The organism is Candidatus Thermoplasmatota archaeon, from assembly GCA_035540375.1.
Lineage (GTDB): Archaea > Thermoplasmatota > SW-10-69-26 > JACQPN01 > JAJPHT01 > DATLGO01.
Map to the genome: position 1 here is coordinate 1 of DATLGO010000044.1, position 18,870 is coordinate 18,870.

Below are 18,870 nucleotides of genomic sequence, written 5' to 3' on the forward strand. Positions count from 1 at the left end.
GCGCGAGACCGAGCGAGGGCGCAGCGACGTGGATTGCGTAGGCGCCCTTCTCGGGCAGCGCGAGGCCGCGCCAGAGGTAGGCTGCGCCATCCGGCATGAGGGTCGCCCGCGCGACCTCCACTCCGTGCGCGTCGCGAACGACGGCTTCAACGTCCCGCGCGCCCGCGAGCGGCTCGCCGTCCGGCCGGGCGACGACGAGCGCAAGGTCGAACGCTGCGCCGGGGTCGGGCCGCGCCGCGCCGTGGAGCGAAACGTACGGACGCGGGGCGGGCGCCACGTCGAAGCGCCAGGCGGCGTCCTCGCCGGTCCCGTGCGCCAGGACGGCGAAGGAACCGGTCGCGAGCACGGCCGTCGCCCGCCACACGCGGCCGTCGACGGGCGCGAAGGCGGCCTCGACGGGGAGCCGCGAGACGGGCCCGGCCGACAGGATGCGCGTCGTCGGATGGTCGGGATGGGTCACGTTCACGCGGACCTCCCAAGTGCCCGCGGCGGGAATCTCGAAACGCCCCGCGTGTCGGCCGCCCGGCGCGGGCGCAAGCGGCGTGTCCGGGACGCGCCGGCCGGTCGCCGCGTCGAACGCGCTCGCGACGGCCGTCGCGCCGTCGAGCGGCTCGTAGGCCCGGAAGTCGCGCGTGGCGACAACGATGACCTCGAGCGTCTCCTCCCCGACGTGGAAACGCGCGGGCGCCTCACGCACGGCAAGGAGCGTCGCGCCGTCAGAGCCGCGCGCGGTCGCGACGAGGCCGGGCCCCTCGGGCACGCGGATGGTCGCCTCGCGGCGGCCGGCGTCCGTCTCGACGGTGACGTTCCAGGCTCCCGCGAACGGAAAGACGACCGGCACGGAGAAGGAGCCCGCCGCGTCGACGGCCGACGGCTCGCCCGCGATGAACCGGGCGCCGTCGGGGAGCGCGCCCGTCACGTTCACCACCTGCGTCGCGCCGGGCACGCGCCCGTGGAGGAGCCCGCGGCCCTTCGTCGGGTGGTGCACGTGAAGGTCGGCCGAGCCCTCCGTGAGCGCGGTGTCGGAAGGCGACTCGACGAGGCGCACCTCTCGCGACGCGCCGGGGCCCGGAAACGCGACCTCGAGCACGGCGGGAACGCCGGCGACCGGCGTCTCGGGATCGAGCGCGAAGAGGACGCCTCCCTGGGCGAAGGCGTTCGGAAGAAGGAGGACGAGGAGGACCGCCGCACGCGGCCACCCGGCGCGCATGGCGTCAGCCCATGCGCGTGACGAGGTGTCCGCGAAGCTCGAACTTGGTCGAGCGCTTGAGGACGCTCCTCAGGCGGATGAGGGGGATTCCGAGCTTCTCGGTGATGGCGCGCGCCGAATACGTCTCCTCGCGTCCGATGAGGGCCTCGATCTCGCTTTCGATGTGCTGGAACTTGTCCTGCGGCATGGCGGCGACGGACAGGATCTCGGCGACGTCCTGCACGGGGCACTGCGTGTTGATGTGGAAGGAGGTATAGTAGGAGTGGAATGCCTTGTCGGTCCCGCCGCCCGGCAGCGCCTCCCAGCGGGTCTCGACGAGCTTGGTCTTCTCGAAGAAACGGAGCGCCTCGACCCCTTCCGGGCCGAAGTCCTTCTCGATGGCCTTCGTCGTGCACCAGTTGTCGATGAGACGTTTGAAGACGTCCCGTTTCACGTCCGAGTCGAAGGCCCGCAGGATCGGGACCATGTCGGTGGGCTCCGAGACGACCTTGATCCTGCGCATAGAACCATAATAATAGAGGCGGGTCTTGGAAAATAAAGATTCGCTGTCTGTCGCAGGCCTGCGCACGTCTGTCACGGCGGGCGTCGGACGAATGGGTCAAGGGCGGACGCGTCGAGAGCGACGCGACCGCATCGATCCGGTCAGACGGCGGCGACCCCGGCTCGTCCGGGGAGCCGGAGGAGCGGACGGTCCCGCCGTTCGAGGTTCAATCGAGCAGGATGCGCACGCTGACGTCGGCCCCATCGGCAAGGTCGAGCTTCTTGCGGAGCTGCACGGGCGAGATCATCTCGAGCACGTTCGTGTGGTGGCTGCGCAGCGGGAAGATGGCCGCGCACTCGACGCCGCCGAGGTCCGCGCGGAAGCACTTCACGGCGCCGAAGGTGCGGCCTTCGGAGACGAACTCCTTGATGAGGCGACCCTCGCGCTCCTTGAGCTCCGCCACCTTCTCGCGGTCGAGCGGTTCGACCTCGACGTTGAGCGTGCCGGGGAAGGGCTCGAACCCGAGGATCTCGTTGAACGCCTTCATGTAGCCCGGGCGGCTGATGTAGTACTGCCCTTCGCCGAGGCCCGCGACGACGCGGCCGCGGATCGTCATGTGCTCGGCGGTCGCGAAGAGCGCCTTGAGTTCCACAAGGTCCTTGCGCAGGACCTCGACGCCCGGGGCGGCGAGTCGGATGAACTGCTTGCGCGGCGTCATGCGCCGCGTGAGGAAGCCGCGATCCACGAGGTCGAGGATGCGGCGCGAGGCCGTCTGCTGGCTGACCCCGATGCGGCGACCGATCTCGCCGCTCGACGTGTAGATGTAGTCGGAGAGCGCGCCGAGCTTCGCGAGCTGGCGTAGAATCTCCTTGTCCTCGGGATCGACCATCAGGACGACGGCTCACTCAAGCAGGTCTTTCCTCTTAAGATCCACGGCGAGCTTCTCGCCTTCGGCCGTGAGCTTCAGCGCGGCGCCGTTCTTCGCGACGATGCCCTCGCCGCGGAGGTCTTCGAGCGCGCGTTCCGCCGCGCGGCGGATGAGCCGGTGCTTCTTGACGATGCGGTCGATGTCCGTCTCGCCCGCGACGAGCTCGACGAACACGGCGCGGCGGTTCTTGTCGGAGACGACGAACCCCTCGTTCATGGCCGCGACACCGCGCCCCGGGGCCATAGACGTTCCTGAAAGCCCGCGGGTTCGCCCCGAAAGGTCTTAAGGCGGATGCCGCGTAGCCCGCGCGTGGACCTGGACTTCCGGCGGATCCCCACCATCATGGACGCGGACGAGATCCTCGACCGCGCGTTCCGCCGCGCGGCCCGCGTGACCATCATGGCGCGCGACCCGATGGAACGCTTCAAGGCCACCGAATCGGCGCGCGTCCGCACGGTGCAGAACCTCGTCGACGCGACCCTCGACCGCTACGTCAGGAAGTATCCGAACTTCGACGAGCTTTCGCCGTTCTACGGCGAGCTTGCGGGGGTCCTCATCGACCTCGACAAGACGCGGAAGTCCCTCGGCGCGCTCGGGTGGGCGCGCAAGCAGACCGTGAAGCTCGGCGACGAGGCGGTCGCGAAGATCAAGGCCGCCCGCCGCGAGGACACGGTGCTCAACGCGAAGAAGGCCGTATACGGCCGCATCTCGTCCGTCGTGAAGCAGGTCGACAGCGACCTGCGCTGGCTCAACGGCGCGCGCGACGAGCTGAAGCGTCTGCCGACGATCGATCCCGAGGTGCCGACGATCGTCGTCGCGGGTTACCCGAACGTGGGCAAATCTTCGCTCGTGCGCAAGGTCTCCTCCGGCGAGCCCGAGGTCGCGCCGTACCCGTTCACGACGAAAGGCATCACGATCGGCCACTTCGAGAAGCGGCGCATCCGTTACCAGATCGTCGACACGCCCGGCATCCTCGACCGAAAGATGGAGGAGCGCAACGCGATCGAACGGCAGGCGGTGCTCGCGCTGAAGCACCTCTCGGACGTCATCGTCTTCATGCTCGACCCGAGCGAGCGCTGCGGCTACACCATCGAGGAGCAGGAGCGCCTGCTCAAGGAGGTTTCCGGGATGTTCCCGGAGGCCACGATCATCGTCGCCGAGAACAAGGTCGACGTGGGCGAGGGCAAATACACGAAGGCCAAGGACCGGCACCGGACCTCGACCGAGACGGGCGAGGGGCTGGACGAGCTCATGGCCGCCGCGATCAAGGTGGCCTCGAAGAAGGCGAGCCTTCCCTCGCGCCGGTGAATCGCCCGTCCGCCGATCCGGGTTCCCGGCACCTTTTTCGTCCCCCTGCGCATGCTCCGCCGAGGAGCATGGATCTGGGTCTCGCGGGCAGGTCCGCGGCCGTCATGGCCGCAAGCGAAGGCCTCGGGCGAGCCGCCGCGCTCGCCCTCGCCCGCGAAGGCGCCCGCGTCGCCCTCTGCGCGCGGCGCCGAGACAAGCTCGAGGCGGCGGCCCGCGCCATCGCGGACGAGACCGGCTCCGAGGTCCTTCCCATCGTCGCCGACGTGAGCCGCGCCGACGATGTCGCGCGTTTCGTCGAAACGGCCGCCTCGCGCTTCGGCGGGCTCGACGTCCTCGTCACGAATTCCGGGGGTCCGCCCGCGGGGCGCTTCGTCGATTTCAAGGACGAGGACTGGCAGCGCGCGTTCGACCTCGTCGTGATGAGCCAGGTCCGCGCGGTGCGCGCGGCGCTTCCCCACCTCGCGCGCTCGCGAGGCGCGGTCGTCGCGATCGCCTCCACGAGCGTCAAGCAGCCGATCGACAACCTCACGCTCTCGAACGCGCTGCGCGCGAGCGTCGGGGGGCTCGCGAAGACGCTCTCGCTCGAGCATGCCCGCGACGGCGTGCGCTTCAACGTCGTTCTTCCCGGCTCGATGGCCACGGCGCGCTCGCAGGCGCGTGCGGAAGCCGCGGGCGTTTCGTTCAACGAATGGGCGGCCGCGCGCGGCCGGGAGATCCCGCTCGGCCGGATGGGCGAAGCCGCCGAGCTGGGCGACGTCGTCGCTTTCCTCGCTTCGCCGCGCGCGAGCTACGTGACGGGCGTCTCGATCCAGGTCGATGGCGGTATCGTGAAAGGGGTCCTCTGATGCGACTGTGCAGCTTCTACGAATACGAATCCGTCGTGGGCGGCGTCCTCGTGGGCGACCGCGTCTACTCGCTCGAGGACGTCGCGGAGGCGACGGAAAGCGACCTCGGACCCGATCTCTCGTCGCTCGTCAAGCGCCGCCAGGTCGAGACGCTCCGCGGCGCGCTCGCGAAGTTCAAGCCGACGACCGGCGGATGGAAGCCCGACCGCCTGAAGTTCGCCGCGCCTTTCCGTGACCCCCCGAAGATCTGGGGCATCGGCCTCAATTTCCGCGAGCACGCGACCGACCTCGAGGCCCCCGCGCCGGACGAGCCCGCCTCCTACATGCGGCCCGCGACCGCGCTCGCGGACCCCTCCACGCCGCTCAGGCTTCCGCGCGGCATCGGCCGTTTCACCGGCGAAGCCGAGATCGGCGTCGTCCTCGGCGCCCCGCTCTCGGGCGACGTGACGCGGGAAGAAGCGCGCGACGCGGTGCTCGGCTTCGCGCCCGCCCTCGACCTCACCGCGGAGGATCTCGTCCGCAAGAATCCCCGATACCTCGTGCGCGCGAAGAGCTACCCGGATTCCTGCGCGTTTGGTCCGTTCCTCGTCACGAAGGACGAGTGGGAGCCCAAGCCCGCGACCACCATCGCCACGGTCGTGAACGGCAAGACGGTGCGCGAGGCGCCGGTCTCCTCGATGGCGATGGATCCGTACGCGCTCGTGGCCTGGCACGCGGCCGTCTTCCCGTGGCAGGCCGGCGACCTCCTTCTCACGGGCACGCCCGGCGCGGGCGTCCTCAATCCGGGCGACACGCTCGAAGCCCGCATCGATGGCCTGCCGGACCTCGCGACCACCGTCGCGTGATCACGAGAACCGCACGCGCATCCTCGGGTGCGCGAGGTAGGCGATGAGCGCGATCGGGACCGAGAGCCGTCCCACGGTGCGCGCCGAGATGCCGCCTTCGATCAGCGCCTCGAAGTAGAGGAAGGCGAGGATGACGAGCGTGGCGATGGCGACGAGCCACCCCCAACGCCGCATCCTCCAGAGGCCGAACGCGGCGATGACGAAGCCTTCCGGAACGAGAAGCTGCAGCATCGCGAGGAAGAGGCCGACGGGGCCGAGGGCGGCCAAGGCGGCGCCCGACTGGATAGCCCCCAAAAAGAACGGGATGCTGAGAACGCCGAACACGACCGCGAGGATCGTGATCCCGAGCGGTCGCTCGGCGCGACGTTTCATGCGCGCCCGCCGAGGACGAGGCCTTCGTTGAGCGCCCCCGTGCGGTAGCCTTTCGGATCGATCGCGACGCTTGCGTACCCGAGCCCGCGAAGGGCGGCCGCAAGCTCCGCTTCGAGGGCGGCGAGCCGGGGGACCTCGTCCGGAAGAACCTCGACGCGCGCCACGTCCCCGAGGCTTCGCACGCGCACCTGGCGGAACCCTCGCGCCCGGATCCAGGCCTCCGCGGCCTCGATGCGGCGCAGCTTCCCGAACGTGATGGCCTCGCCGTAGGGGATGCGGCTCGAAAGGCAGGCCATGCTGGGCTTCTCCGCGACCGGAAGTCCGAGGAGCCGCGCGACGGCGCGGACCCCCTCCTTGGTCAGCCCAAGCTCCATGAACGGCTCCCAGAGTCCGCGCTCGCGGATCGCCGCGAGGCCGGGACGCCAGTCGCCGAGGTCGCTCGCGTTCGTGCCGACGGCGACCGCCGCGAAGCCCCGTTTCGCCGCGATGGCGAGCGTGACGTCCGCGAGGCCCTGTCGGCAGAAGTAGCAGCGGTTCGTCGGATTCTCGGCATAGCGCGCGTCCGCGAGCTCGGAGTGGTGGACGACCTCGAACGGTATCGCAAGATCGCGCGCGAAGGCGACCGCCGCGTCGCGCTCGGAGGCGGCATAGGATTCGGAGTCGACGATGACGGCGAGCGAGCGCGACCCGAGCGTCTCGGCGCCGATCTTCGCGAGCACGGCGCTGTCGACGCCGCCCGAGAACGCGACGAGCACGCTCCCCTGGTCGCGGAAGGCCGCGCGGAGCCGTTCGAGCGCCTCGGGCGCCTCCATGGCGCGCTCCATGCCGCGCGGCCTTAAGAATCCATCCCCCGCGCGAGCGAAGCCAGAGCGAGCACGTAGGCGTCGTCCGGGGGGGCCGGGGCGACGACGAGGCGCGAACCCGCGACGGCGGCGACCACGACCGCGAACGCGACGTCGAAGGACGAGACCGCGTTCGGGGCCGGGGTCCAGATCGCGATCGCGACGCGGTCGCCCGCCGCGAGAGCGGGCCAAGCGCCGCGGCCCGGGAATCGCGCGATCACGCCCGAACGCACGCGGCCGAGCGGCGCGATCTCGAAGGCGAGCGGGCGTCGGTAGGCGTCGAGCGCGTGGGTGGGAGCCATGGGCTCCACGGTCGGGCAAAGCGGCTTGGCCGTTGTCCAGCCTTCACGACGGAAGCTCGTCCTCGTCGAGCTCCGACGCGAGGAGGACGGCGCGCGCGTGGGCGACCTGCTCGGGCGACCCCATGAGAAGGAGCACGTCCCCGACCTCGAGACGCGTCTCCGGAGGAGGATTCGGGAGGCGCGCGCCCGAACGCGAGAGACCGACGATCGTGGCCCCGGTCCGCTCCCGGAGACGCATCGAGGCGAGCATCCGGCCGGCAAGCGGCGTCGTCGTGGGCAAGGCCACCTCGACCCATCGCGCCTCGCCCGAGGGCGCGGTCGCGCCCGTCGGCGCCTGCCGGAGGACGTCGCGCGCGCTGTTCACCTGATCCTCCTCGCCGACGACCGTGACCCGGTCGCCGGGTTGGAGGACGACGTTCGGCGGGGGATTCACGATGCGGTCCGCGCCGCGATCGAGCGCGACGATCGTGGCTCCGGTGCGCCGGCGGAGATTGAGGTCCCGGATGGTCCGCCCCGAGGCTTCGCCGCCCGCGGGGACCGTCGCCGATCCCGCGCTCACGCCCCACGGATAGGTCGTCTCGATGAGGCCGCGGATCTCCTGGACCTCCTCGGGCGGAACGCCCTGCAGCGCCTGCTCGAGGGTCTTCTCGATCCGCTCGTTCATCTGCACGATGGTTTCGCGGAGGAGGAAGAGAACGAGGCCGAGGACGACCACGAGCACGATGAGAAGCGGGAGCGGCGGGAGGACGGGCCCGAGGATGAGGACCGTCATCGCCGCGAACACGAAGAAGGCGATGAGCCGCATCGTGTTGATGACCGCGCGCGACGGCGTCGCGGGCTCGGCGGTCGGGGGAAGCGTCGAAATCGCAAGGTCGTGGAGCAGCCGGTCCACGCGGCGGGCGAACGCGAGCGCGAAGGGCACGGCCGCGAGGCCGAGGAGGATCCACACGGCCACTTCGGCGAACGAGGGGCGAAGCCCGAGATCCTCGGCGCGGATCCGCGCGAGCGAGCCGAGGAATCGCGCCGCGAACACGATCGCGAGGAGCGCCGCGGCGTGGAGGAGGGCCTGCACGAGATGGCCGCGCGCGGATCCGATCACGGGAGAGCGACCCCGGATCGTGCCGATGCGACGGATCCACGCGGAATAGAGGTGGAGATAGGAGACGAAACGCGGCGGGAGCCGGCGCGCCACCCACGTCTCGATGATCGGTTCCGCGCGCATGAGCACGGGGGCGAGCAGCACGGTCGCCGCCGAAGCCGCGACCACGGTCGGGAAGAGCTCGGGGCGCGCAAGCCCGAGGCGGTCGCCGAGGTCGGCGATGACGAAGGAGAATTCGCCGATGACCGCGAGCCCGAGACCCGTGTGGAAGGCGAGCCGCGGCGGATAGCCGGCGGCGACCGCGGAGAGCGAGCCGGCGACGAGCTTGCCGAGCAGGGCGAGCAGGATGACGACGAACACGAGCGGCGCCGCGCCGAGGAGGAAGCTCGGGTCCACGAGCATGCCCATCGTCGTGAAGAAGACGGCGGTGAACATGTCCTTGACGCTGAGGATGCGATCGGAGACGCGCGGCGCGCTCCGGGCCTCGGAGACGACCGCGCCGGCGAGGAAGGCGCCGAGGGCCGCGGAGAGCCCGAGCGTTTCCGCGAGGATGCTCACGCCGAGGAGGAACCCGAGGACGGAGACGACGAGCACCTCGTTTGAGGCGAGCGTGGCGACGTAGTCCACGACGCGCGGGATCACGACGAGCCCGATCGCGAGCACCGCCGCGATGAAGAAGATGGCGACCGCAAGCGTGGTCATGAAGACGTCGAGGCTCACGGCGCCGGTCGCGCCGTAGCCCGACAGGAGCGCCAGGAAGATGATGGCGGCGACGTCCTCGACGAGCAGGATGCCGAAGATGACGGCCGCGCGATCGCTGTGGAGCTGCCCGGAGTCCGCGAGGATCTTCACCACGATGGTCGTGCTGCTGATCGAGAGAACGGCGCCGAGAAGGATCGACTCGGCCGCGGACCACCCGAGCGCGAGACCGACCAGATACCCCGCGACGAGGATCGCGAGGATCTGCAACGATCCGGCGACGAGCGGGAACGGCCCGATCGACGCGAGCCTCCTCAAGCTGAAATCGAGGCCGACGCTGAACAGCAGGAACACGACGCCGAGGGTGGCGAGCGTCCGGATGCTCGCCGCGTCCTGGATGAGCGTCGCCCCGAAAAGGTTCGGGCCCACGAGAAGCCCCGCGAGGAGATATCCGAGGATCGTGGGCATCTTGAGCCGGTGGAACAGGACCGTCGTGACGCCGGCCGTGATCATGACGACGGCGAGGTCGCTCACGAGGGCGGTCTCGGCGCTCAGGGCCACGACCGCGCTAACGTCTCCCGACCCTTAAGAGGACCGGTCGGGCGCCGAAGCGGGGGCGAGGCGGAGCTCGTAGCGGCGATCGCCGGCGGCCGCCGTCGGCTCCGCGTGGCCCTCGTAGACGCCCTTCGCCGAAAGCACGCCTTCGAGAAATCCGGCGAGCGCCTTCGCGACGAGCGGCTCGTCGCGCTCGCGCGCGAAACCCTCGTCGAGGGCGATCTCGATCAGCGGACCGTCGAGGTCGATCTTGGGAACGATGGCAAGATGCTCGCGCTCCCAGAAGCTCGCCACGGCCGCGAGGACGTCCCTCAGCGTTCCGCTCGCGAGCGTGTCGGCCGTCTCCTCGCCGAGCGCCCGAGCCTGGGCGTGCACGAGGGTCGTCGCGCCCTCCGCCTCCGGGACCGTCATCGCCGCGAGGGCTCGACCCACCCGCAGGCCGCTCGTCCCGCGCGAAAGTTCCCGGAGCCGGCGCGGAGGCTCGGCGTCGGGCCCGTTCCATGAACCGATCTTGCGGGCCGCGATCCTGTAGATCTTCTTCCGCGCGTCGTGCGGATGCGGCACCTCCTCCACGAGACCATCCTCGATGAGCGCGCGCATGTGAACGCTCGAGAGCGTGGGCTTCGCCTTGCCCGTGAGCTCGACGAGCTCGGGCAATTGACGCTCGCGCTCCACGAGGAGGTCGAGGATGCGGCGCCGGACTTCGTTCGTCACCGCCCTGAATCCGGCGCCGCTCTGGTAGATGTCGAAATGCTCTGCCATCGGCACGTTGGTTTCGTTCTCGTTCGTGCAAGAACGTTTGGTGCCGCACGAATGTTTTCCGACCGGCGGGCGGAGCGGCCGCAGCGCAGGGAGACGAAAGGGCGGCAGGGCCATCCGGATCCGGCCGCTGCGCCTTTGCTTGCGTGGCGCCCCGCGCCTATTGGCCGGGGGCGCGCGCGCCCAACACCTTCACGAACTCCTTGGCGCGGGCGCGCAACGTCACCTCGGACACGCCCGCCGCTTCGCTCACCTGCTTCTGCACGCGCGGGTCGCCCTGCTCGTGCGAGGCGAGATAGATGGCGGCGGCCGCGAGCGAAAGCGGGCTGCGTCCCGACGCGAGGCCGTGCGCCTCGGCGTCGTTCACGAGCTCTCTCGCGCGCGCCTCGACCCGAGCGTCGAGCTCGAGCGCGCTCGCGAAGCGCGGCAGGTACTCCGCGGGGCCGACCGGCATCGAGCGGAGGTCGAGCTCGTGCACGAGCATCCGGTGGATGCGGAGCAGCGTGCGGCGATCCACGTGGCTCGCTTCGCTGATCTGATCGGGCGAACGCGGAATGCCTTCGAGGCGGCACGCCGCATAGACCGCGGCTGCGGAGACGCCGTCGATCGAGCGGCCCCGAATGAGGTGCCGCTCCGTCGCCTGCCGGTAGAGGTTGATCGCCCGCTGCGCCGTCACGCGCGGAATGTTCGCGGCCGTCGCGATCCGCTGGATCTCCGTGATGGCGGCGGCGAGATTGCGTCCCCCGCCCGCGGACAGGACCGTGCGGTTCTGCAGGCGGCGAAGACGGCGGATCGTGTAATCCTGGTTCGCGGGAATGCGCTTGCCGTGCGCGTCGCGCTGGCCGCGCCCGACGACGGTCGAAAGCCCGTAGTCGTGGAGCGACTCCGTGAGCGGGGCGCCGGTGCGCTGCCGGTTCTTGGATCCCTCTTCGCCGAAGGCCCGCCACTCGGGACCGAAATCGATGTGCTTGTCCTCGAGGACGAGGCCGCAGCGCGAGCAGACGGTCTCGCCGCGGCGGGGGTCCAACTCGAATTGGACGGATCCGCATTCGGGGCAGCGGTCGGGCTTCGGCGGCCCGCCGGCTCCGGGCGTGGTCGGCGTATCGGGCTCCAGGCGCTGGACATCGCTGTTCATGGCTGTTCGGTCAAGCCTCGGAATAAAATGGGTCTGTCTTTCTATATAAGCAGTAGCGTCGTTCGATGGACCTTTCCGGGGGGGCGGTGCGACCCACGATCCAGAAACGTCAAGGATCCATCCTGGCGAGGACCCGGGCATGGCCCTTCCCGCCATTGCGCTCGGTCAAGTCCTGCCGGGCGGTCTCCTGAGCCTCGCGATCCTGTTCCTCGTGCTCGCCCTCGTCGCCTACATCCTGGGCGCAGGCGGCGTCGCGGGGTTCTCGATGGACATCGCCAAGATCCTGATCATCGTGTTCATCGTTCTCGCGGTGCTGGCGTTCATCGGCAACGCCTTGTGACGAACCGGCGGCCCGAGGCCGCCTCCACGATGAACGCCCCCGGACCTCGAGTCACCACTCCAAGGAAACCGCGAAGCGGTACGCCCCTTGGTTCTCGCCGCGCCCATGTGGGGCCGGGGGCCCTGACAGCGTCACTCCGTGACACGAGCCTGCGGACTCGTGCCACTTCGTGCCAAGGGAGGGGGCTATCCGCCCCTCCCTTGGATCCCTCCCACGGACCCGGGGGCTGCCGCCCCCTGGACCCCGGCACCCGGTCCCGGCCACTGGCCCTCCGACCCCGCGGCTTCCCGAGGTTGCCGCGAATCGTGGGCCACGCGGGACCGACCCCGTGTTCCGGCGCCGCGGGACAGAGGGACCGTCCACCGTGGCCCGTCGTCGTCAAGCCCCCTCGATCGACCGACCCGAACCTTCATGGTCGCTCCGCCCCAGGGGACAGCCGTGACCGAGCGCATCCCCCTCTTCCCGCTCGACGCCGTTGTCTTCCCGGGCGAGGCCTTCCCGCTCCACGTGTTCGAGGAGCGGTACCTCGTCATGCTGGAGGACTGCGAGACGAAGGGTCTCCCCGTGGGCGTCGCGCTCGCCCGGCCGGAAGGCGAGGTCGAGCATCCGCCCGTCGAGGTCGGCACCGCGTGCCGCATCATGGCGAGCGAGAAGCTGCCGGACGGCCGCCGCATCGTGCTCACGGCGGGCGAGCACCGCTTCCGCGTGCGCGGCGTCGTGAGCGACCGCCTCTATCAGGAGGCGGACGTCGAATGGCTCGACGAGCCGCTCGGGGACATGGACGCGGCCGAGCGGGCGGAATCGCGCGTGCGGCGCGAGCTCGCCCGCATCGGCGCGGAACCCGTCGCGGAGGACGCGGAGGGTCCGATCGAGACGTCGTACGCGGTCGCGGCGGCGCTCGAGGCCCCCGCGACGCTGCGCCAGCGGCTCCTCGAATCGGAGAGCGCGGAGGAGCGGCTCGAGCTGGAGGAGGCGATCCTCCGGCAGCTTGCGCCGGACGAGTGAGGCACGGAGCGGAAGGCTGAGGATGTGCGCGCGAGCTTCGGACAAGTAACAGACGAGCGAAACAGTTAAGGGACTGAGACCCCTGGGGGGCTTCCTTGCGATCCGGAGAGGTCGCAAGCGAACCGAGACTGGAGAGCCCAAAGCCGCTCGTAGGATCGAATCGCTCGGTGGAGTGAGTATGTTCGAACACCTGAGAACAAGATGCATCGGTGGTCGAGTCTCGATGGCAGCGCAGGAAGTGACCTGATGGCGCGCGATCGGATGTGGGCAACCCGTCGTGTAGGAGGATTCGCGCTCTGCGTTAGCCGACGCAAGCGTTCACGCTGATCGCTGATGTCCCCAGTCGACATCCTTGTGGGGGACACCATCCGGTTCCACCACAAGGGCGTTCAGTACGAGCGAAAGGTTGCGTGGGTAGGACGCACGAAAGTCGGAGTCTCTGGACGGGACCGTGATGACCGGTGGAGGGTGCCCAAAGAAGGCATCATCGCCATCCGGCCCCAGGGGAACCGGGGAAACCCGGCCCCTGGGTCCCGGAATCCCGCCAGACTGTCGTATCTTAACTCTCCCCTTTGCCACATGATCTGCATCCGACGCGCTCAGGCAGAGTTCGTTCGTCTTCAACCGAGCCGCAGCAGCAAGCCCTCGGTGTCGACGGCGGCTTCGGGAGAGCGCCGCAGGATTTCCTGGTCTTCTGTCCAGAGGAGGGCTCCGCGGCTTTCGGCGAGCGCGAGGTGCGCGGCGTCGTAGAAGGTGAGTTTCCCGCGCTCCGTCCAGGCTAAGGCCCGCATCAGCCCATCGGGGTCGAGCGCATGGACTTCGACCAGTTCGCATGCTTCGAGTAGTCGTTCCGCGCGCCCTCTTTTCGATCGGCTGCGCGACAGGGCGTTCCCGACTTCGTACACGTAGAGGTCGCAAGCGATGGGGTTGAATCCGCTCGTGACGAGACGATCGTAGGCATCAAGCGCGGCGTCGTGCCCGTCCTCGTCGTCGGCGACGATTCGGATGCCCACGCTCGCGTCGAGCGCGACGTCAATCATGGCGGTCGCGTTCCTTCCGGATGAAGGCCGCGCCGTCGAACCCGAGTTCGAACCGCGCGCGTCGTTGGCGGATGCTCTGGACGACGGCCTTTCGACGGGCCCGCGTGGCCTCGGCTTCGAGCGCCGCGCGCGCGATCTCCGTCGCGGAGAGTCCGGCTTTCTCGAGCGCGGCGAGAACATCCTCGCGGACGCGCAGGCTGATGGGACGCGTCTTCGATTCTGTCATCTTCTCTGTCATTGATTATGATGACAAACGACATAACGCTTGCCCCGCCGTCCAGCGAAGGGGATCATCTTTGGGACGAATTCAGGGGAGGAGAGAAGAGAACCGAGCCACGCGCCCCCGCGCATGGAAGGAGGCCGTGAAACCCGAGCGGCATCAAGATAGGAACGCGGGTTGGGGTCGGGGGTCCAGGGGGCGGATAGCCCCCTTGGTCCAGGGAAGAGTCCAGAGGAGGGGGCGGATAGCCCTCTCCTCTGGCACGGAGTCGCACGGGCCCGCAGGCCCGTGCGACGCGTGCTCGCTGTAAGGCCACGGCCTTAGGCCTTCTCCAGGTTCGTGATGATGCGCTGGTACGTCCGCTCGATCGACTCGCCGGGCGCGCCCGTGTTGATGATCACGACGCGGGCCGCGCGCATCTCGTCGCGGAAGAACTTCTCTTGGCGCGCGTGGTCGGGCGCGAGGAGGTACGGGTTGTACCAGGGCTCGTAGCCGTACGTGCCCCACTTCTCCTTGGGGCCGGCGCCGGGCCGGATGAGCGTCTTGCCTTCCTTGAGGATCGCGATCGCCTCGTCCGTGTCGAGCGAGACCTCCGCGGGCGACTCCTTGTCGCGGCGCAGGAGGACCATGAGCTTCATCGTCGTCTTGTCGCCGACCTTCTCGGGGCCCGCCATCCACTCGCGGGGGAGCATCGCGCGCGAGTTGCCGAAGCCCCAGTAGCACTTCGTGTCGCCGAGGTCCTTGATCGCGCACTTCTCGCCGGGCGGGTGCATGCAGTCCTTCGCGTCGGTGATGACGTTCTCGAGCATGCAGCGGTCGAACACCGATCGAAGCCAGGGCTCCTCCTTCGCGTTCTCCGTGCGCACGTAGAGCGACTTCTCGGGCTGCGTGACCTCGAGGATCGGGTTCGCGATGTTGTCGATGTTCGTCGGGTGCTTGATGTAGATCCAGTCGTCGCCGACGACGCGGCCGCGCGCGTGCTGGAAGAGCTTGTTGACCTGCGTGGTCTTGCCCGTGCCCGTGGGCGCGACGACGACGACCCCCTTGCCGTCGACGTCCGCGCACGCGCCGTGGATCGAGTGCACGTTGTAGCGCTGCTCGAGGAAGTGGGCGGCGATGCCGAGGGCCCAGCTCTTGCACTGGCCGTAGTACTCCGTGTTCACGAAGACGGCCTGGAAGCGGTCGGGGCAGTAGTAGGCGTGGGTCTCCTCGCCGGGGACGCCGGAGACGGACCAGATGATGCCGTGGGGGAGGACGGCGTCGTTGTTGGGGCCGGGCCACCAGTTGCTGACCCAGAAGTCGTACTGGTGGCGGCTGTTCGTGATGAGGCGGACGATGACGCCGTTGATGTTGGCGTCCCAGACGTAGGTGGTGTCCTTCGTGAGCTTCGACGTCGCCTTGGCGACGAGGGCCTCGAACTTCGCGGGCGCAACGTCCTTCGTGGAGGCCACGCGGCCCTGGCTCGCCGTGATGTGGTTGTTGATCGACGCCATCGGGATGACACCTGGAAGGACCGGGCGACCAGGGGTCGGCCGGGAGGCGTGCTACCTCCTCAGCCCCCATAAGCGTATCGCCAGACTCGACGGTGACAACGGCGTTTGCCGAATTTCCCGGGGAAAACATGGGACTTCCTTGGATAGAGGATGGCTCCAGGTCGCGTCCGCGGGCCGAGGCGCGAGGGCTGGGGCCGGCTGTGCCCGCCGCCTGCGCCGAGCGGGACGGGCCGCGACGCGAGTCGAAGACGATAAGGCGGGCGGCCCCGCTCCCGCGACGATGCCCCACGTCCTCGCGCTCGATGCCGGCACGACCGGCGTCGCGTCGCTCCTTTTCGACGAGCGCGGCCGCGTGGTCGCCCACGCGGATCGCGACTTCGAGCAGCGGTACCCTCGCCCGGGCTGGGTCGAGCACGACCCGGAGCTCATCTGGGCGACGGCGCAGCGCGTGATGCGCGCGGCCCTCAAGGGCGGCCCGAAGCCCGCGGCGCTCGGCATCACGAACCAGCGCGAGACCGTCGTCGCCTGGGATGGCAAGACGGGCCGCCCGCTCGCGCCCGCGATCGTGTGGCAGGACCGCCGCACCGCGCCCATGGTGGAGGCCGTGCGCGAAGCGGGTCACGAGGCGTTCGTGCGCGAGCGCACCGGGCTCGTGCTCGACGCCTACTTCAGCGCGACGAAGATGCGCTGGCTCCTCGAGCACGTGCCGCGGCTCGAACGCCACGTCAAGGCCGGGACGCTGCGCTTCGGCACCATCGACACGTGGCTCATCCATCTCCTCACGAACGGCGAGGTGTTCGCGACGGATGCGACGAACGCGTGCCGCACGCAGCTTTTCGACATCCACAACCTCGCGTGGGACGCGGAGCTCGGCGAGGTGTTCGGCGTGCCGCTCGACACGCTTCCCGAGGTCCGGCCGTCGTCGGGCGACTTCGGCTTCGTCGCGGCGGGCCTTCCCGGCGCGGGACTCCCCATCCGCGGCGTCGCGGGCGACCAGCAGGCGGCCCTCTTCGGCCAGGCGTGCTACGCGCCGGGAGAGGCGAAGACGACGTACGGGACGGGCGCCTTCCTCCTCATGAACACGGGCACCGCGCCCGTCGCGAGCGACCGCCTCGTGACGAGCGTCGCGTGGTCGCTGCCGGGGCGCACCGAATACTGTCTCGAGGGCTCCATCTTCACGACCGGCGCGGCCGTCCAATGGCTGCGCGACGTCGGCCTCGTCGCCGCGCCCGCGGAGTCGGAGGCGCTCGCGCGCGCCGTGCGCGATACCGGCGGCGTCACGTTCGTCCCCGCGCTTGCGGGCCTCGGCGCGCCGCACTGGGATCCGCACGCGCGCGGCGCGTTCCTCGGGCTCACGCGCGGCACGACGCGCGCGCATCTCGCGCGGGCCGTCCTCGAATCCACCGCGTTCAGCGTGAAGGACGTGCTCGATGCGATGCAGGAGGCGTCCGGCCACGTGCTTCCGCGGCTGCGCGTCGACGGAGGCGGCTCGATGAACAAGTGGCTCATGCAATTCCAGGCCGACACGCTCGGCGTCCCCGTCGAGCGCCCCGTCGTGTCGGAGACCACGGCGCTCGGCGCGGCGTACCTCGCGGGCCTCGCTTCGGGTGTCTGGAAGGACACGGCCGAGATCGCCGCGCGGTGGAAGCGCGGCGCGGCGTTCTCGCCGCGCGGGCGGCCCGAGCTCGCGGACGCCCTCGCGCGATGGGCTCGCGCCCTCCCGCGCGCGGCCGCCTGGGACGAGAGCGCCGACCCCCTCTGAGCCGATCCTGTACGGTCCTATGGCCTGAGGCTCTCCGATTGGCCGTCTGCGTACGGCTTTGTTCCGTGTGCCATGCTAACGTGTAGCAAACCTTAAGATCGGACCCCGCGTCGATAGGCATAGAGACCGGCGCGCCCCCGGGCGCGCTGGACGGCCTTGCCGGGCCGCCATTGCTGGAGAGAGTGCCAACCCCACCGAGCGCGGGCTCCCACCCCCGAGCCTGTGCGTTGCCTCCCGTTGTCCCACGGGAGCCCGCCTCGGCATTTTTCCCGATCCCGAAGGCTTCTTGGAGCCTTGCCGCCTGGATCCAGGCCGTGGACGAGTCGTATTTCAAGACCCGTTACGAAGCGGACGCCGCGAACCGCGCCAAGCAGTCCTGGACCGATCACCTCGGGTGGGTCAAGACGTTCTACGAAGGCAAGCGCTTCCCGCCCATCCCTGGATGGAACGACCGCGAACGCGACATCCTGAAGCGCGTGCCCGCGGCCGAGGCGGGGGCCGTCCGCGCCGCCCTCGCCGAGACGGGGCGCCTCCTCGCCTCCGAGTGGGCGAAGGACAACAGCGTCCGCAAGGTGTCGACGGACGACCTGCGGCGCTGGGGCGGCGAGTTCGGCGACGCGGCGAAGGACCCGTCGTCGCTCCTCAAGGCCCTCGAAGCGGTGCGCGCCGAGATCGCCCGACGCGCGGGCTGATCACTCGAGGAATCGCCCCGCCCAGACGGGAGGCGGCGCGGGACACGCGTCGTATCTCCCCCACCAGCGCGCGCGACGCCGCGCGACGGCGTCGTAGAGCGCGTCGCGCATGAATCGGGGCATGATCCGGGCGACGACCGCAAGCGCGCGCCAGCCCGGCCCGAGGGCGCGGGCCGCGCGGAGGAGCGCCGTCGAGCGAACCGATACGCGGCCGTCGCGCTCGACGAGCACGACGGAATCCGCCTTCCGCACTTCGTCCGGCGCCTCGGCCAGGAGCCGCGAGGCCGTCGCGCCCGCAAGGGGCGCGAACGCGAGGCGGCCTGCGCGGTCCCGCTTCGCGAGGAAACGGACGGCGCCGTGGCACAGCGGGCAAAGCCCGTCGAAGAGGACGACGTCCCGCGACCCGCCCGTGGGCGCGCTCATCGGACCGCGATGGGCGCTCCTGGGGCTTGAGGCTGATGCGCGCCGACGGCGGGGGTGGCCCGGCGACGTCGCGATCCGCTCAGAGCGCGAGGCCGCGCGCCTCGCCGGGCGCGAGCGCCACGACGGGCGTGCCGAACGTCGCGAGGCGCGTCCCGGGCGCAACCGCGCCCGCAAGCACCATGCACACGTCGGCCGACAGGTCGCGCGAAAGCTGCGCAAGGCTCGCGGCGAGCGTCTCGTCGAGCTTGGGCACGCGCTTCACGAGGATGCGCCTGCCGTCCGGCTTGTGGGCCGCGGCCTCGAAGACCTCGCCGTTCGCCTCGACGTCCCGCACGACCTGGTAGCCCGCCTTGCGCAGGCGGTCGCTCAGGATGTCCGCGTCGTCCTGGATCTGGATGACGGGCTCGACGACCATCCCGTGGTCGTCGGTGGGTCCCGTGAAGCCGGCGACGAGCGGGCGCGACGCGGTCGCCGGGGCCGCGGGCGCAGGCGGCGTCGGAACGGGCGGCGGGGCG

General features: G+C 70.1%; 22 protein-coding genes. 7 read left to right on the forward strand and 15 right to left on the reverse strand.

Annotated features, from left to right (window positions below; all coding sequences use genetic code 11):
* From VM889_04735 to VM889_04750, 4 genes are all read right to left on the reverse strand, one after another.
* Window positions 1–1,210, reverse strand: a 1,210-nt coding sequence (locus tag VM889_04735; GenBank protein HVL47841.1) for a hypothetical protein, incomplete at its 3' end; no start/stop codon positions are given.
* A 4-nt stretch (window positions 1,211–1,214) separates the two neighbouring features.
* Entirely contained in the window at window positions 1,215–1,712 is a 498-nt protein-coding gene (locus VM889_04740; GenBank protein ID HVL47842.1) for an ArsR family transcriptional regulator, read from the reverse strand.
* 205 nt (window positions 1,713–1,917) lie between these two features.
* Entirely contained in the window at window positions 1,918–2,580 is a 663-nt protein-coding gene (locus VM889_04745; GenBank protein HVL47843.1) for a DUF120 domain-containing protein, read from the reverse strand.
* A 12-nt stretch (window positions 2,581–2,592) separates the two neighbouring features.
* The gene (locus VM889_04750) at window positions 2,593–2,835 is read right to left on the reverse strand and encodes a hypothetical protein (protein HVL47844.1); all 243 of its coding nucleotides are present in this window, start codon (window positions 2,833–2,835) and stop codon (window positions 2,593–2,595) included.
* A gap of 93 nt (window positions 2,836–2,928) precedes the next feature.
* Between VM889_04750 and VM889_04755 the strand changes: the two genes are divergently transcribed.
* The 3 genes from VM889_04755 to VM889_04765 all read left to right on the forward strand — a co-directional run bounded on the left by VM889_04755 (window position 2,929) and on the right by VM889_04765 (window position 5,617).
* The gene (locus VM889_04755) at window positions 2,929–3,927 is read left to right on the forward strand and encodes a GTPase (GenBank protein HVL47845.1); all 999 of its coding nucleotides are present in this window, start codon (window positions 2,929–2,931) and stop codon (window positions 3,925–3,927) included.
* 68 nt (window positions 3,928–3,995) lie between these two features.
* Window positions 3,996–4,772: an SDR family oxidoreductase gene (locus VM889_04760; protein HVL47846.1), complete on the forward strand. Its 777-nt coding sequence runs from the start codon at window positions 3,996–3,998 to the stop codon at window positions 4,770–4,772.
* On the forward strand, window positions 4,772–5,617 hold the full coding sequence (locus VM889_04765) for a fumarylacetoacetate hydrolase family protein (protein HVL47847.1): 846 nt from the start codon (window positions 4,772–4,774) through the stop codon (window positions 5,615–5,617). Before VM889_04760 ends, VM889_04765 begins: the two co-directional genes overlap by 1 nt.
* Here VM889_04765 and VM889_04770 read toward each other — a convergent pair whose 3' ends face one another.
* From VM889_04770 to VM889_04795, 6 genes are all read right to left on the reverse strand, one after another.
* Window positions 5,618–5,989: a hypothetical protein gene (locus tag VM889_04770; GenBank protein ID HVL47848.1), complete on the reverse strand. Its 372-nt coding sequence runs from the start codon at window positions 5,987–5,989 to the stop codon at window positions 5,618–5,620. It lies immediately after the preceding gene.
* The gene (larE, locus tag VM889_04775) at window positions 5,986–6,813 is read right to left on the reverse strand and encodes an ATP-dependent sacrificial sulfur transferase LarE (GenBank protein ID HVL47849.1); all 828 of its coding nucleotides are present in this window, start codon (window positions 6,811–6,813) and stop codon (window positions 5,986–5,988) included. The genes VM889_04770 and larE overlap by 4 nt, the downstream gene beginning before the upstream one ends.
* Window positions 6,814–6,824: 11 nt before the next feature.
* Entirely contained in the window at window positions 6,825–7,133 is a 309-nt protein-coding gene (locus VM889_04780; GenBank protein HVL47850.1) for a hypothetical protein, read from the reverse strand.
* 43 nt (window positions 7,134–7,176) lie between these two features.
* Entirely contained in the window at window positions 7,177–9,492 is a 2,316-nt protein-coding gene (locus VM889_04785) for a cation:proton antiporter (protein HVL47851.1), read from the reverse strand.
* Window positions 9,493–9,516: 24 nt separating this feature from the next.
* The gene (locus VM889_04790; protein HVL47852.1) at window positions 9,517–10,248 is read right to left on the reverse strand and encodes a winged helix-turn-helix domain-containing protein; all 732 of its coding nucleotides are present in this window, start codon (window positions 10,246–10,248) and stop codon (window positions 9,517–9,519) included.
* Between the two features lie 157 nt (window positions 10,249–10,405).
* Entirely contained in the window at window positions 10,406–11,380 is a 975-nt protein-coding gene (locus tag VM889_04795) for a TFIIB-type zinc ribbon-containing protein (protein HVL47853.1), read from the reverse strand.
* Window positions 11,381–11,519: 139 nt separating this feature from the next.
* Here VM889_04795 and VM889_04800 point away from each other — a divergent pair, with 139 nt between their 5' ends.
* Together VM889_04800 and VM889_04805 are read left to right on the forward strand one after the other, a co-directional pair.
* Window positions 11,520–11,720, forward strand: coding sequence for a DUF1328 domain-containing protein (locus tag VM889_04800; protein HVL47854.1), 201 nt, complete (start codon window positions 11,520–11,522; stop codon window positions 11,718–11,720).
* A gap of 438 nt (window positions 11,721–12,158) precedes the next feature.
* Entirely contained in the window at window positions 12,159–12,725 is a 567-nt protein-coding gene (locus VM889_04805; GenBank protein ID HVL47855.1) for an LON peptidase substrate-binding domain-containing protein, read from the forward strand.
* Between the two features lie 620 nt (window positions 12,726–13,345).
* Here the strand turns inward: VM889_04805 and VM889_04810 are convergent.
* The 3 genes from VM889_04810 to VM889_04820 form a co-directional block, all read right to left on the reverse strand.
* Window positions 13,346–13,765 carry a type II toxin-antitoxin system VapC family toxin gene (locus tag VM889_04810; protein HVL47856.1) on the reverse strand — a complete coding sequence of 140 codons (420 nt, stop codon included), beginning with the start codon at window positions 13,763–13,765 and terminating at the stop codon, window positions 13,346–13,348.
* Window positions 13,758–14,003, reverse strand: a complete 246-nt coding sequence (locus VM889_04815) for a hypothetical protein (protein ID HVL47857.1) — start codon at window positions 14,001–14,003, stop codon at window positions 13,758–13,760. The genes VM889_04810 and VM889_04815 overlap by 8 nt, the downstream gene beginning before the upstream one ends.
* Window positions 14,004–14,305: 302 nt before the next feature.
* On the reverse strand, window positions 14,306–15,478 hold the full coding sequence (locus VM889_04820; GenBank protein ID HVL47858.1) for a hypothetical protein: 1,173 nt from the start codon (window positions 15,476–15,478) through the stop codon (window positions 14,306–14,308).
* A 280-nt stretch (window positions 15,479–15,758) separates the two neighbouring features.
* On the opposite strand from VM889_04820, the gene glpK reads away from it, so the two are divergent.
* Together glpK and VM889_04830 are read left to right on the forward strand one after the other, a co-directional pair.
* Window positions 15,759–17,240: a glycerol kinase GlpK gene (gene glpK / locus VM889_04825; protein HVL47859.1), complete on the forward strand. Its 1,482-nt coding sequence runs from the start codon at window positions 15,759–15,761 to the stop codon at window positions 17,238–17,240.
* Window positions 17,241–17,554: 314 nt separating this feature from the next.
* Entirely contained in the window at window positions 17,555–17,932 is a 378-nt protein-coding gene (locus tag VM889_04830) for a hypothetical protein (GenBank protein HVL47860.1), read from the forward strand.
* Here the strand turns inward: VM889_04830 and VM889_04835 are convergent, their stop codons facing one another.
* Together VM889_04835 and VM889_04840 are read right to left on the reverse strand one after the other, a co-directional pair.
* Window positions 17,933–18,355, reverse strand: a complete 423-nt coding sequence (locus VM889_04835; GenBank protein ID HVL47861.1) for a DCC1-like thiol-disulfide oxidoreductase family protein — start codon at window positions 18,353–18,355, stop codon at window positions 17,933–17,935. It lies immediately after the preceding gene.
* A 79-nt stretch (window positions 18,356–18,434) separates the two neighbouring features.
* A partial coding sequence (locus VM889_04840; GenBank protein ID HVL47862.1) for a hypothetical protein occupies window positions 18,435–18,870 on the reverse strand: 436 nt, incomplete at its 5' end.